Source organism: uncultured Campylobacter sp. (assembly GCF_937959485.1).
Classification (GTDB): domain Bacteria; phylum Campylobacterota; class Campylobacteria; order Campylobacterales; family Campylobacteraceae; genus Campylobacter_B.
Genome location: NZ_CALGPY010000012.1, coordinates 141945 through 155174, shown reverse-complemented (window position 1 = coordinate 155174; position 13230 = coordinate 141945). Strand labels below are relative to the sequence as shown.

Here is a 13230-nt window from a genome sequence, read left to right as displayed (position 1 = left end):
AAAATCCATAAGGAGAATTTATGAGAAACTATGAGGTTTTATTCATCGTTAAGCCCACGCTTACCGACGATGAAGTTAAAACAAAAGTCGATTTCGTCAAAGAAATCATAACCAAAAACGGCGGAGAGATCGCTTCCGTGATCGAAATGGGCACTAGAAAGCTAGCCTATAAGATCGACAAATATGAGCGCGGAATTTATTTCGTAATCTATTTTAAGGCCGAGCCGAGCTTGATCTCCGAACTTGTTAGAAATCTGCGCATCACCGAAGATATCATTAGATTTTTGACCGTCAAATATGAGACTAAGCGTGAAATTTCGGCTTGGGACAAGCTAAGCAAAGGCATCAAACTAAGCCCTGCGAAAAAAGAGCGCGAGCCAAAAGCGCCGGTAGAGCCAAAAGAGCCTGAAGAAGCAGCCAAAGAGGGCGAATAAAGGATAAAATATGTTCAATAAAGTAGTTTTGGTAGGTAATTTGACCCGAGATATCGAGCTTAGATATCTGCAAACGGGCACCGCCGTAGGCAAAACCGGCATCGCCGTCACACGCAGATATAATAGCTCAAACGGCGAGAAACGCGAAGAAACGTGCTTTATAGACATAGATTTTTTCGGTCGCACGGCCGAGATCGCAAACCAATACTTGCGAAAAGGCAGTAAAATTTTGATCGAGGGTCGCTTAAAGCTAGATCAGTGGCAGGATCAAAACGGACAGAACCGAAGCAAACACTCTATCAGCGTAGATACGATGGAGATGCTAGGAAGCAATCAAGGTGGAAGCGGCGGCTATAATCAAGGCGGTAATTACGAGGGCGGCAATTATGGTGGAAGCTCCGGCGGCTACGGCGGAGGAAATTCTAGCTATGGCGGCGGCGGCGGTAATTATGGCGGCGGAAATAGCTATGCTAATAGACAAAACTCAAATTCTAGAGGCGCAAAAAACGATTACAACGCATCTAAACAAAAAGAGCAGAGTTACGAAAGCACGATTCCGGAAGTCGACGTCGATGCCGATAAATACGATGACGGCAATGACACGATCCCATTTTAATTAAGGAAAAATCATGGCAGATAAGAGAAAATATACTAGGAAGTATTGCAAATTTACAGAGGCAAAGATCGAATTTATCGATTATAAGGACACGGCGCTGCTAAAGCACTGCCTAAGCGAGCGCTTTAAGATTATGCCGCGTCGCTTAACCGGCACTAGCAAAAAATACCAAGAGATGGTAGAAAAGGCTATCAAACGCGCGCGCCAGGCAGCCCTTATACCTTACATTGTCGATCGCAAAGACGTGGTCGTAAATCCATTCGAAAATCTTTAAAATTTAGCGGCGTAGAGCCGCTAAAATTCCCCCTATTTTAAACTCTAAATTTTAAAATTTAAGCTCACTCTTATATATATAATTTCACCCATATTTTTTCAAAGGAGAAATTATGGCAGAGAATGAACAAGCGGAATATTTGGAATGTCCTTTTTGCGGCAAAGACGACATCAAATACGGTGCGGTCGTATGCGGTGGGTGCCAGGCGGAGATCTCTTATAGTAGACTCTGGTTAAAGACGCTTCTTATTTCTATACTTTGGCTGTTCTTTGGAGGGGCTTTTACCAAGGATAGCGGTACTTTATTTTATATCGTCTTGGGTATCGGCGTGTTAGGTATCATTGGGTCTATTTTTATGGCGCGAGATCATAGTCCGCAATTTCATAGGATCATGAAGCACGTTAAGTAGCCTATGTTCCGCCGTCTATTGGCGGGGATAAATTTTGTAATTCTCCGATTAAATTTAAATTTTGAAGAATTACATTACTTAAATTTTAAAAGATAAATTATGAATTTTTTCCTGGGCTTCCTTGCTGGTAGTGGTGCTTTTGATGGACTTGCAGCTGCAGTTATCGTTTTTGGCGTCATAGCCATTTTGGGTGGTTTTAATGCCGTTATAGCTTCCATTCCTGCTTTTATAGTGTTTTGCGTTGCAAAGGCATTTTTGGAAGGCTTGACTTCTAACGTAAATAATAGATTTGTTACCCTTGTCGTTCCGATCGCTGGAGCTTTAGTTCTAGGGTATTTAGCGGGTGCTTCCGTATATGAAAGTGAGCAGGCAAAAGACGCCGAGCGCGAAGTGCAGAAGCAACAAAATATGACGCAGCAAGATAAAGTCTATTATATCCAGCGAAGTCTGATGTTCGGTAGCTACGGTGTGGCAATCGACGGCAAGTGGGGCAAAAAGACTATGCAAGCGGCGCAGAAATATTCGGGCTCGTCCGTAACCTCGATCGATGAGCTTTATGAAGCGGTCAGGGCTAAAAAAGAGAGCGAAAGATAAAATTTAAATCGCAAGCCAAGCCATCCGCACTAAATTCTTAAATTTACTCGCTTTATATACGTCTTATCGGGCGTGCTTCAAAACATATTGCGCCGCTTTCTGAAATTTCTTAAGTCCGCTTGAGGCGTAAATTTTAAAAATGGAGCTTGAGCGTTTTTGAGGTAAGCGGACGAAATAAACTTACTTGTGCGCGGATTATGTTAAATTTAATAAATTAGCTGCAAGGCGCGACGGAATTTACGCTGTTTGCGGCTTGCAAGCGGGATAAATTTAAGGGCGCGATCTTTACGGGCAAAATTTTATGCGCGACGACTGAGGCGCGCGGTTTTCTATGAAAGTTTAAATTTCTTATGCTCAAAGTGGTATTTTTTCTGCGAAATCGCGTTAAATTTAAGGCTATCTATCCTGGAAAAATTAACGGCGTATTCCTTCAGGCAGGTAAGGATGAAAGAGAAGCGGTAATTGCCATTTTCGTAAAATATCTCGCTCGTTATTATTTCGCCGGGCGCCGCGTCGCATCTTTGATCCGAGCTCATAACGCATTTTAGTTCATAATATCCATTTTGCAAATCTCCGATGTAAAATTTCAAATGCAACTTTTCATTAATTTGCTTTTTGGGTAGCAATAGCGCATCGTTGAAGCTTATGCCCGCAAAAATTCTTTCTAGCGTATGCATATTTTTATGCAGCCCTGCCAAATACGCCTCGTACCGCCGCTGCCTTAAGGCATATTCGCTGTCGTTTATATTGCCCTTGATCCAATCTAGGTCGAAATATAGCACTTCAATCTCTTAGGTTTTAAATTTATCGCTGCCTGTTCGCTACAGCCCCAAGAAATTCTCATCGTTTTTGATCTTTTCGATGAGATCAAGCGTGGCGTAAAACTCGTCGTAGAAATATGGCATCTCGAGCTTGAAAAATTTAAAATTCAGCCCCTCTAGCACCTTGAGCGAGTGTTTGTTTTTGAGCAAAAATATAAAAAATACCCCGTCTTTTTCCAGCGCGTTGAGGTAGTTTATTTCGCTTATATTGGCGCGTAGGATCTCGGCGTCAAGGATGACGACGTCGGCTACGTAGATGAAGTCGTTTAGATGTCTCTTCGCGCTCTCCCAGTTAGAGTTTGGCATCACGTCGCAGCCAAGCCCGCTCAAAAAATCTCGCAGCTCTTCGAAGATCGCGCGGTTTTTATGCGTGATTATGACATTGTAGTCGTATTTTTTGGCGCTAAAACTTTGCTGCGCGAAGCAGCTAAGTACCGCATCCATTTTGATAAAGGTTCCGCGCCCGTCGGCTCCAATACTCGGATGCGAACCGAGTGCACGCAAATGGGTCTGCGCCGAAGTAAGATACTCATCATCCGTGCTAGCAGCGCTTTCTAGCGCACTTTTAAGCGCATAGGTGCGCGGATCCTTTAGCTCACGATCGATGCCTACGCGAACATCGAGCTTGATAGAGCTCATATTCGCTCTAAGTTCCTTACTGCTAAATTCCACGCTTACGCGGATTGGTTCAGCGATATTTTGCAGGAAAAACTCGCACGCGTCAAAAACCGCGCTAGTGAGATTTAGCACCTCGCCGCCGTAGATACGCGGCAGCTGCGGTGGGAAACTAAGATAGAGCGTGCTATCGTATTTCGTGCACTCCTCAAATAAAATTTCGCTTTGAAATTTTAAAATTTTTAAAATATCGATCTGCGCGATATCCTCGCGTCTAGGCACGACGGAATCGCTTTCTTTGGCTTTAGGCGCAGCGGAGAAAATTTTGCCGCTTACGGCGGGCTTTTTAGAAAAGAGCTTTCTTGCTGCAAAGCCTGCAATCGCAGCCAATATTGCTAGCGCGCCTAAAACCACGGCTTTCATAGCACAAGCATCCCATCGCCATAGGAGTAGAAGCGGTATCTTTGCTCCACTGCGATGCGGTAGAGCTCAAGCGTGCGCTCAAGGCCGATGAAGCTCGCCACGAGCATTATCAGCGTGGATTTGGGCAGGTGAAAGTTCGTAAGCAGAAAATTCTGTCTTATCGGCGGATTGCCCGGGTGCAAAAACAGCTCGCAGATCCCGCTGCTTTGCCCGTTACGTGCAAAATTTTCGATCGTTCTCGTCACCGTCGTACCCACGCCTAAAATTTTTCGCTCGCTTTTTAGAATTTGCGCGGTCTGCGGCGGGATAGAGTAGAGCTCGCCGTGCATCTTGTGATCGCGCAGATCCGCTACTTCCACGGGCTTAAAGGTGCCCGCGCCTACGTGTAGCGTGATAAAATAAATTTCGTGGTTTTTGCGCAGATCGTTTAGCATCGCATCGTTAAAATGAAGGCTCGCGGTGGGTGCGGCGACGGCGCCTTGCTCGCGCGCGAAGATGCTTTGATACCAGCTCTCGTCCTGCTTGGTATCGGCGCGCTTGATATACGGCGGCAGCGGCACATGGCCGATACGTTCGCAAATTTCAAAAACATCGTGGGTGTTTAAAGCCTTACCGCCGCGCTCAAACTGCACGATGCGAAGCCCACCTTCCATCAGCTCGCAAACGCGCGCTTCAAGACCCGCCTCAAAGCTAAGCTCGCTGCCTACTTTGACGCTGCCGCGAATATAGGCGCTAAATTTATTGCCCTCAAGTGGCGAGTTTAGCAGAAGCTCGATCTTGCCGCCGCTGTTTTTATGACCGAAAAGGCGCGCCTTAATCACTCGCGTGTCGTTAAAAATAATATCGCAGGGCGGTAGGACGTCCGCTAGATCGCCGAAGTGCGCGTGAGTGATCTGCTGCTTGGCGCGGTCATAGATCAGCAGGCGCGCGCTTTGTTTGGGCATCACGGGAGCGCTTGCGATGAGCTCGCTAGGAAGCTCGTAATCGTAGCTACCGACTAAATTTAGATCCGCCATCTCACGCCTGCGCTACGTCCGTGGAATTTTCGCCTTCGTCATCCTCGTGCTTATACGGATTTATCATTTTGGCGATAAAGATCGAAAGCAGATAAAGCGCAATTAGCGGAGTTGCGAGCATAAACTGACTAAGCACGTCCGGCGGCGTCATCACCGCTGCAAAGATGAAAATAATGACGATTGCGTAGCGAAAAAAATCGCTCAGGCTTTTATTTGTTACAAGCCCGATCTTAGCGAGGAAAAAGGTTACTACAGGAAGCTCGAAGCTGATGCCAAATGCGACGACGAGCTTAGCGAAAAAGCCTACATATTCGCCGATCGTAGGCATCGCAGTAAATTGCTTGGCGCCAAAATTTACCAAGAAATTAAATGCGACGGGGATTACGAAAAAATAGCAAAACGCTGCGCCTAAAAAGAACATAATGCTAGCGCCACTAACGAAAGGGATGACATATTTTTTCTCGTTATCGTAAAGCCCAGGCGCTACGAAAAGCCACGCCTGCCAGAAAATTATCGGCATCGCTAGAAGCAGCGAGGTGAAAAACGATACCTTCATCGCGGTAAAAAACGTTTCGCCAAGCTGGGTAAAGATGATCTCACTGCCTTTAGGAAGCACGCGCACCAGCGGACGGGTCATAAAGCCTAAAATATCTTCCCAAAAGCCGAAGCACGCGATGAAAAGGACGATGACGGAAAGCACGGAGATAACTAGGCGCTTGCGAAGCTCGGCTAGATGGGGTTTTAGCTCTTCAAACATTAAATTTCTCTCTCATTATGATTTTTGCGTATCGTTATTTTGCGCGGAATTTTGCGTAGAATTTCGCGCATCGCCGTTTAAATTTGCATTCAAATTTTGCGCACCGCCGCTCGTGCTCGGCATGGAATTTTCGCCTTTGTTTTCGGCACTCGAATTCGCGCTTTTGCTTTCAACGCCGGAATTCATTGCGCTGTCGGCGGAGCCTTGCGTAGAGTTTGCGGTGCCAGTGGAGCTTTGCACGGAATTTTCTCCGCCCGAATTTGACTTTAAATTTGCCGTCTCATTCTGTTTTTGCGCCGAGACCTCCGCGGAATTTAGCGTGTCTTTTACGGAGCCTTCTATATTTTTTAGCCCCGCATTTAGCGTCTCTTTGACCGAGTCTATGCCGCCTTTTATCTCGTCGAGCTCCTCAAACGTGAGCTTTTTGCGCACGCCCTCACTTGCTTGTGTGATACTCTCTTTGTATTTTTTGGCATCCTCTTTGAGCTCGGCGATGCGAAGCTCCTGATCGAAGCTCGATTTTGCGTCGTTGATGGTCTTTTTGATGACTTTGAAGTATTTAGCTAGCTCGACCAGCACTTTTGGAAGCTTTTCGGGCCCCAGCACGATTATCGCGATGATTAAAATGACCGTAATTTCAGGCATACTGATACCAAACATAAAATTTCCTAACGTAAAAAGTGGCGTATTGTAACTAAAATTTCATTAATCTTAAATTTAGCGCCCATTGCGGCTTTCTTGCGTGATAAAAAGCGCGATCTCGTCGGCAAGCAAAAAGTTGGGATTATAAAATTTGCCCTCGACAAATTTCAGCTTTTTTTCGCTCACGAGCAGCTGCGCGTTGCTTAGCTCCGAGGCGTCTAAAATTTGCGCTTCAAGCCCCAAAACGCAGCGCAGCCCGAGAAATATGCGCTCAAACTTTTTATCCTGCGCGCTTAGAACTTCGCGCTGTTTTTGCAGCGGATCTGCAATGTAATCTCGCAAATTTTTAGGCGAGCTAAGGCGTACCTGCCCGCTTGTGCCCACGGCAAACGCTCCAAGCCCGGCGTAATCCTCACCGCGCCAGTAGGCGAGATTGTGCTTACAGCGCAGTCCGCGCGCGGCAAAATTTGAAATTTCATACTGGCTAAAGCCGCTATCCGCCGCAAGAGCAAAGAGAAATTTAGCTAAAGCCGCGCTTTTCTTTTTAAAGCTTTCGCGTCCGAAAAAGGGCGTGTTTTCCTCAAGGCTTAGCGCATAGGCACTTAGATGCGGCACTTCACAGCGCGCAAGCTCAGCCATTTCAAATTTTAAATTCCTTTTATCGTCAAATTTGCTTGCATAGATTAGATCTAAATTTATATTGTCAAAGCCCGCCGCTTTGGCATTTTGCACCGCCAGAAAAATCTGCGCCGCACTGTGCGCGCGACCGAGGAATTTTAACTTAGCGTCGTTAAAGCTTTGAGCGCCGAAGCTGATGCGATTTACACCGAGACCGCGCATCGCCCTAAGCCAGGCGGGGCTGGCGGAGTTTGGGTTGGCTTCCGAGCTAATTTCGGCTTTGGCGGCAAAATGCGGCGCAAGCAGCGCAAAAATTTCGTCGTAAAGCCCTGCATCCACGGCGCTTGGCGTGCCTCCTCCGATAAAAAGCGTAGAGATTTGCGCATGTGGATTTTTCGCCAAAAAGTCGCGCACTTCAAGCTCTAGCGCGCGAAAGTAGCTTTTTGCGAGGCTAAATTTGTCGCTGAAGGAGCCAAAGGCGCAATACGGGCATTTTGAGGTGCAAAACGGCACGTGGATGTAGATGTGCAAGGGCAGTCCTATAGGCTAAATTTACGTCGCAAAATTTAGCGAATTAATTTGAAAATTTATATAAATTTTAAGCCTCTTAACGCAAATTTTAATATTTTTAGGTAGAATTTTGAGAAATTTTTTGTGAGAAAACGAGATGGAAAAAGAGAAAAATTACAGACCGAATGTCGCTGCAATCGTACTTTCGCCCTCGTATCCGTTTAATTGCGAAATTTTAATCGCGCAACGAAGCGACATCAAAGGCGCTTGGCAGTTTCCTCAAGGTGGTATCGACGATGGTGAGACGCCTAGGATGGCGATCCGCAGAGAGCTAGGTGAGGAGATCGGAACAAGCAAAGTCGATATCATCGCTGAGTGCCCGAAGTGGCTTAGCTACGACTTTCCCGATGGGGTAGCTCAAAAGATGCGCCCATACGACGGGCAAATTCAAAGGTATTTTTTGGTGAGATTGCGAAGCTTAGCCGATATAAACATCAATACCAAACTTCCGGAGTTCGACGCATTTAAATTCGTAGGCGCGAATGAGGTTTTAAGGCACGTAAATCACTTCAAAAAGCCGATTTACGCGACGGTTTTAAAATATTTTAAGGAGGAGGGTTACATTTAATGCTGATCGTTCAAAAATACGGCGGTACGAGCGTCGGCACGCTAGAGCGGATCGAGGCGGTTGCGCAGCGCGTGATCAAAACCAAAAACGAAGGGCATAACGTCGTAGTAATCGTCTCTGCGATGAGCGGCGTTACCAATCAGCTCATTGAGCAGGCGGAATTTTTTACTAAAACTCCCGTAGGCAGAGAGATGGACGTGCTGCTAAGCTCGGGCGAGCGCGTCACGAGCGCACTTTTAGCTATCGCGCTAAATGCTAAGGGCTATGCTGCGATCGCGTTTAGCGGGCGAGGCGCAGGCATCGTGACGGATAATTTTCACACCAAAGCTCGCATCGTCTCTATCGATCCAAAAAGTATGCAAGAGGCGCTAAAGCAGGGCAAAATCGTCGTCGTCGCGGGCTTTCAAGGTATCAGCACCACAGGCGAAGTAACTACGCTCGGGCGAGGCGGAAGCGATCTTAGCGCAGTCGCCGTCGCAGGAGCGCTGAATGCCGATCTGTGTGAAATTTACACCGACGTAGACGGCGTATATACGACCGATCCGCGCATTGAGCCAAAGGCTAAGAAGCTTGATCGCATCAGTTACGACGAGATGCTTGAGCTTGCGAGCTTGGGAGCAAAGGTTTTGCAAAATCGAAGCGTTGAGCTTGCGAAGAAATTAAACGTAAATTTGGTGACGCGAAGCAGTTTTAACGATCATGAAGGAACACTCATAACAGGAGAAGAAAAGATGGAAGATGCGGTAATTAGCGGCATTGCACTGGATAAAAATCAAGCAAGAATCACGATTAGAAACGTAGAGGATCGCCCTGGCGTCGCGGCTGAAATTTTCTCCGCGCTTGCAAGCAAGGAGATCAACGTCGATATGATCGTGCAAAATATCGGACGAAATGGCGAGACGAATTTGGGCTTTACTGTGCCGCAAAACGAGCTGGAAACGGCCTATAGGGTAATGAAAGAGGTAAATCCAAATCCGAATTCCATCATCGAATCAGACGCCGATATCGTAAAGGTTTCTTTAGTCGGCGTTGGTATGAAAAGCCACAGCGGCATAGCCAGCAAGGCGTTTAAGACGCTCGCGGACGAAGGGATAAATATCCAGATGATCTCCACGAGCGAGATCAAGATTTCGATGATCGTAGAGGCTAAATACGGCGAGCTTGCCGTGCGCGCGCTGCATAAAGCCTACGATTTGGATAAATAATGCAGGATCTGCATACTTGGAGCGTTACGGCGATGCGCTCCGAGCCCGGACTTGAGTGGCTTGAGGATCGCAAGGAGGACTGGACGCCGCTTTTAGCTTCAAAGCTGAAATTCCTCCACGACGGCTTTGCTTTCATCGTCATCTGTGACGATGAGCGAAGCTGGTTTAGCGAATACATCATCAAAAATATCAACTCCTCTACCAACTCACGCCCGCTGCTACCGTTTTTTTCGCTGCGCTCGCTTTATCGCGGCGGCGTAAATAGCCTGGAGGACGCGCTGCTGCTAAACGATATGCTAAGCCTCGCGTTTGCCAACGGCTTTATATATTTTTACATCGGCAACGGCAACCATCCGTTAGCCAAAATCGCCAAAAGCCACGAGGACAGCTATCTGTGGCTCATCGACGAGAGGCTGCAAAACAGCTTTTACATGAGCGAGAGCGATCCGAGCCTGGATCTCAAACTGATCCAGCTTTTTAAAATTTTAGACAAAAGCATAGACGCCGTGCTTTTTGACGAAGTGGTGCTTTGAAAATCATAAATCAGATCGTTTTAACAAACGATTATGAGGGCTTTAAAGATAAAATTTTAGCCGAAATTCCGCGCAAAAATTTAAGGTTTTTCGAAAGCGTCGAGCTTAAGATCGACGAGGCGCGAAAGATCATTGACGAAGCCTACGTCGCCGAGCGCGAGGATAAGATCATCGTCATCGCCGCTACGAAATTCGGCGAGGAGGCGCAAAACGCTCTGCTTAAAATTTTAGAGGAGCCGCCTAAAAATACGGTGTTTTTCCTGATCACCCCTTTCATCAACGCCCTGCTGCCCACCATCCGCTCGCGCCTGATCGTGCAAAACCTATGCGTGCGAAAGCCCAGATACCGCACCGGACTAAATTTAGCTAGGCTCAGCCTAAAGGAAGCGGTGGAGTTTATCGACGCGCAGATCGCGCTGGAACGCAAGGGCGAGCTGGATAAGACGGCGCTAAAAGCGCTCATCGGCGAGATCGCGCTAGAGTGCTTCGAAGCAGGCGTCAGTCTAAGCGGCGATGAGCTGCAGCGGATTGACCGCTTAAGCTACCTTGCCGAGCACAACGCCAAAGCCCACGCCGTGCTTACTCCGTTACTGTTGATGATCGAGGAGAAAAGATGAAAATTTATAAAATTTCAAACGAAGCCGATTTCGCGCTGATTTGCGAGCGCATCGGCGTACGAAATGCGGGGCGGGCGATAATGCAGAAAAAATCGCGCCTAAACTTTTTCTATCTAAAAGATCTGCGAGCGCCCGCGGCGAATATTTTAAAACAAGATGCCCTTAGTATCGGCGCCGAGCTTGCGTGCAACGAAGGGGTGATCTTAGGGCGCGATGGTACGGACGCGGTTTTGATCGCAAACGACCATCAGATCGAAGTTTTGGCGCAAAAAGAAGCGCTGCAGGATTTCGGGCTAAAGGAGCTCGCGAAATTTCTAAGCGAGAAATTTGCCAAGCCGCAAAGCTGCGAAATAATGGGCGTCGTCAATATCAACTCCGATAGCTTCAACCCCGCAAGCCGCGCGGCAAGCTTAAAAGAGGCGACCAATAAGATCGAAAAGATGATCGAGCAGGGCGCCGCTATCATCGATATCGGCGGCGTGAGCTCGCGCCCGGGCAGCCAGTATTGCGGCAGGGATGAGGAGTTTGCGCGCATAAAGGACATCGTGAACGAAATTTACCGCCTGCGTCTGCACGAAAAGGCTAAATTTAGCCTCGATAGCTTCGATGAGTATTGTTTGGAATTTGCGCTAGATCGGGGCTTTAGCATCATCAACGACATCAGCGCAAACCTCGCTCTCGCTCCGCTTGCGCTTCGCTACGACGCCGCTTACGTGCTGATGCACATGCAGGGAAAGCCGCAAAATATGCAGCTTGCGCCAAAATATGACGATCTGATGGGTGAGATCGATGAGTTTTTTGCGCAGAATTTACAGCAGCTGCAAAGTGCAGGGCTTAAAAAGATCATCCTTGACGTGGGCATCGGCTTTGGCAAGACCGCCGAGCAAAATTTGGTGCTGATTAAAAATTTACAGCATTTCTTACACTTCGGCTGCCCGCTGCTTGTAGGCGCGAGCAGAAAGAGCGTTATCGATTTTTACAGCCCATCTGCGGTCTCGGACAGGCTTGCAGGCTCACTCTATCTGCACCAGGTCGCCGCTTTAAACGGCGCCGCGATCATCCGCACACACGACGTTTTCGAACATGCTCAAATGCTGCGGCTAATGCGCGCGATGGACGCCGCTGCGGTAAAATTTTAAAATTTTGCGGAATTTTCACGAAATTCCATATTTTTCACGAGATTTTTGTAAATTTGCCTTATGCGGAATTCTAAAATTCCTCAAGGAAATATTTTAATTCTTTTAAAATTTTGCAAAAGAGCTTTTGCGGAATTTTATCCGCGTTTTATTTTGCGCCTAAGCTTTCGTGCGCTTGCTCGTCGAAACTTATAAAAATTTATAAAATTTCGCTCGATTTATGAGGTGCGTCAAAACAGCGAAGTAAAGAGGGATAAATTCTAGCGACGATTGCACGGATTATTTGCTGCGCGAGCTGAGTTATTTCATTTTTGGGCGAAACGAGCGCTTTACGTCAAAGCCTTTGCTAGCGATTTTTATATCATTTGGTATCGTGCCCGCCGGAGCAGAGGCGTCCTTTTTGGCGGATAAAAACTCGACTAAGCTTTGCCAGACGAAATCGGCGTCCAGATAAAACCCCATCGCGTTAAACTGTGGATTTATCGCTGCGGTGTGAATGTTCTGTGTGAGCTTAAAAAATACGATTGGGGCGCTCAAAATTTCATCTTTGCTTATAATTTTATCGTCGCGAACAATATTTTTTAGCGTCGTTTTGCGGTCGCCCTCTAGCGCCACGAGCTGCAAAATTTCCTCGCGCGTAGCCTGTTCGCTGACCTTACCTAGCCACGAGATGATATGGGCGCGAAATCCATCGCTAAAGCTCAAAGTTCTGTCTTCCCAATACTGCCTTCTTAGCTCCGTCTCGTCAAGCTCTAGGCTCGTGTAAATTTTACCCTGAGAGGCGAAAATATGGATTAAATTTTTACCGATGAAAATCACGGAGTGAAGCAGACGCGGCAGTTTATTTACGTCCGTTTTGCTCCAGTTTATAAATTTACCGCGGATAAAGCGGTACCCGCTAAGCTTCCTTTCAAAGACCTTTTTATCGCCCTCGTCAAGCCTCCATAGCTCGTCCGCATCGACTAGAGTAGAGTTTCTGCGGTCATAGACTAAAGTCTCGTCAAGCCCGTATTTTGACACCATAAAATCGTAATTATCTTTAAATTTCGAGATAATTTTCATGTTCGTTCCCTAAAATTTTATCTTTCAAAAGCTTCCTAATCGGCGCGCTTTGCGCCGAAACCGAAGCAAAATTTTATCATCGTAAATTCGCACTGCGAACCTCGCAAATTTTACTGCTAAATCGCCAAAAATTTATATCGCAAGCTCACGGCTCGCTCAATTTTACCGCGTGTCGGCGAAATGGTAAAACCGAATGAAAAGCGTGCGGCGCGGCAAATTTTAAATTTATTTTACGCGGCGGCGTAGAATTTTAAAATTTATTTTCTGCGATGGTGCAAAATTTCAAATTTATCTGCCGCAAAAACGGAAGCTGCTACCGC

17 protein-coding genes are annotated in these 13230 nt (G+C 46.9%); 10 read left to right on the top strand and 7 right to left on the bottom strand.

Going from position 1 to position 13230, the window contains the following annotated elements:
* Window positions 1–20 precede the first annotated feature (20 nt).
* The 5 genes from rpsF (at window position 21) to Q0380_RS08190 (ending at window position 2327) form a co-directional block, all read left to right on the top strand.
* Window positions 21–434 (top strand): 30S ribosomal protein S6, encoded by a 414-nt coding sequence (rpsF, locus tag Q0380_RS08210; protein WP_298962496.1) that lies wholly within the window; start codon window positions 21–23, stop codon window positions 432–434.
* A gap of 10 nt (window positions 435–444) precedes the next feature.
* Window positions 445–1050, top strand: coding sequence for a single-stranded DNA-binding protein (locus tag Q0380_RS08205; protein ID WP_298962493.1), 606 nt, complete (start codon window positions 445–447; stop codon window positions 1048–1050).
* Window positions 1051–1063: 13 nt separating this feature from the next.
* Window positions 1064–1324, top strand: a complete 261-nt coding sequence (gene rpsR, locus Q0380_RS08200; protein WP_295151385.1) for a 30S ribosomal protein S18 — start codon at window positions 1064–1066, stop codon at window positions 1322–1324.
* A 112-nt stretch (window positions 1325–1436) separates the two neighbouring features.
* The gene (locus tag Q0380_RS08195) at window positions 1437–1733 is read left to right on the top strand and encodes a hypothetical protein (RefSeq protein ID WP_298962489.1); all 297 of its coding nucleotides are present in this window, start codon (window positions 1437–1439) and stop codon (window positions 1731–1733) included.
* Window positions 1734–1832: 99 nt separating this feature from the next.
* On the top strand, window positions 1833–2327 hold the full coding sequence (locus Q0380_RS08190) for a hypothetical protein (protein WP_298962486.1): 495 nt from the start codon (window positions 1833–1835) through the stop codon (window positions 2325–2327).
* A gap of 329 nt (window positions 2328–2656) precedes the next feature.
* Here the strand turns inward: Q0380_RS08190 and Q0380_RS08185 are convergent, their stop codons facing one another.
* From Q0380_RS08185 to hemW, 6 genes are read right to left on the bottom strand one after another with little or no spacing between them, the layout of a single operon-like run.
* Window positions 2657–3109, bottom strand: a complete 453-nt coding sequence (locus tag Q0380_RS08185; protein WP_298962483.1) for a hypothetical protein — start codon at window positions 3107–3109, stop codon at window positions 2657–2659.
* Between the two features lie 39 nt (window positions 3110–3148).
* Entirely contained in the window at window positions 3149–4186 is a 1038-nt protein-coding gene (locus Q0380_RS08180; protein ID WP_298962480.1) for a hypothetical protein, read from the bottom strand.
* The gene (gene queA / locus Q0380_RS08175; RefSeq protein ID WP_298962477.1) at window positions 4183–5202 is read right to left on the bottom strand and encodes a tRNA preQ1(34) S-adenosylmethionine ribosyltransferase-isomerase QueA; all 1020 of its coding nucleotides are present in this window, start codon (window positions 5200–5202) and stop codon (window positions 4183–4185) included. The genes Q0380_RS08180 and queA overlap by 4 nt, the downstream gene beginning before the upstream one ends.
* A gap of 1 nt (window position 5203) precedes the next feature.
* Window positions 5204–5959 carry a twin-arginine translocase subunit TatC gene (gene tatC, locus Q0380_RS08170; protein WP_298962474.1) on the bottom strand — a complete coding sequence of 252 codons (756 nt, stop codon included), beginning with the start codon at window positions 5957–5959 and terminating at the stop codon, window positions 5204–5206.
* Between the two features lie 15 nt (window positions 5960–5974).
* Window positions 5975–6619: a Sec-independent protein translocase protein TatB gene (gene tatB / locus Q0380_RS08165; protein WP_298962471.1), complete on the bottom strand. Its 645-nt coding sequence runs from the start codon at window positions 6617–6619 to the stop codon at window positions 5975–5977.
* A gap of 57 nt (window positions 6620–6676) precedes the next feature.
* Window positions 6677–7750 (bottom strand): radical SAM family heme chaperone HemW, encoded by a 1074-nt coding sequence (hemW, locus tag Q0380_RS08160; protein WP_298962468.1) that lies wholly within the window; start codon window positions 7748–7750, stop codon window positions 6677–6679.
* 136 nt (window positions 7751–7886) lie between these two features.
* On the opposite strand from hemW, the gene Q0380_RS08155 reads away from it, so the two are divergent.
* From Q0380_RS08155 to folP, 5 genes are read left to right on the top strand one after another with little or no spacing between them, the layout of a single operon-like run.
* Complete coding sequence (locus Q0380_RS08155; RefSeq protein WP_298962464.1) at window positions 7887–8357, top strand: RNA pyrophosphohydrolase; 471 nt, start codon at window positions 7887–7889, stop codon at window positions 8355–8357.
* On the top strand, window positions 8357–9562 hold the full coding sequence (locus tag Q0380_RS08150; protein ID WP_298962461.1) for an aspartate kinase: 1206 nt from the start codon (window positions 8357–8359) through the stop codon (window positions 9560–9562). The genes Q0380_RS08155 and Q0380_RS08150 overlap by 1 nt, the downstream gene beginning before the upstream one ends.
* Window positions 9562–10095, top strand: a complete 534-nt coding sequence (locus Q0380_RS08145) for a HobA family DNA replication regulator (RefSeq protein WP_298962458.1) — start codon at window positions 9562–9564, stop codon at window positions 10093–10095. The genes Q0380_RS08150 and Q0380_RS08145 overlap by 1 nt, the downstream gene beginning before the upstream one ends.
* Window positions 10092–10712 carry a DNA polymerase III subunit delta' gene (locus Q0380_RS08140; RefSeq protein WP_298962455.1) on the top strand — a complete coding sequence of 207 codons (621 nt, stop codon included), beginning with the start codon at window positions 10092–10094 and terminating at the stop codon, window positions 10710–10712. Before Q0380_RS08145 ends, Q0380_RS08140 begins: the two co-directional genes overlap by 4 nt.
* Window positions 10709–11851 (top strand): dihydropteroate synthase, encoded by a 1143-nt coding sequence (gene folP / locus Q0380_RS08135; RefSeq protein WP_298962452.1) that lies wholly within the window; start codon window positions 10709–10711, stop codon window positions 11849–11851. Before Q0380_RS08140 ends, folP begins: the two co-directional genes overlap by 4 nt.
* Window positions 11852–12148: 297 nt before the next feature.
* On the opposite strand, the gene Q0380_RS08130 is transcribed toward folP, so the two are convergent.
* The gene (locus tag Q0380_RS08130) at window positions 12149–12910 is read right to left on the bottom strand and encodes a hypothetical protein (RefSeq protein ID WP_298962449.1); all 762 of its coding nucleotides are present in this window, start codon (window positions 12908–12910) and stop codon (window positions 12149–12151) included.
* Window positions 12911–13230 lie beyond the last annotated feature (320 nt).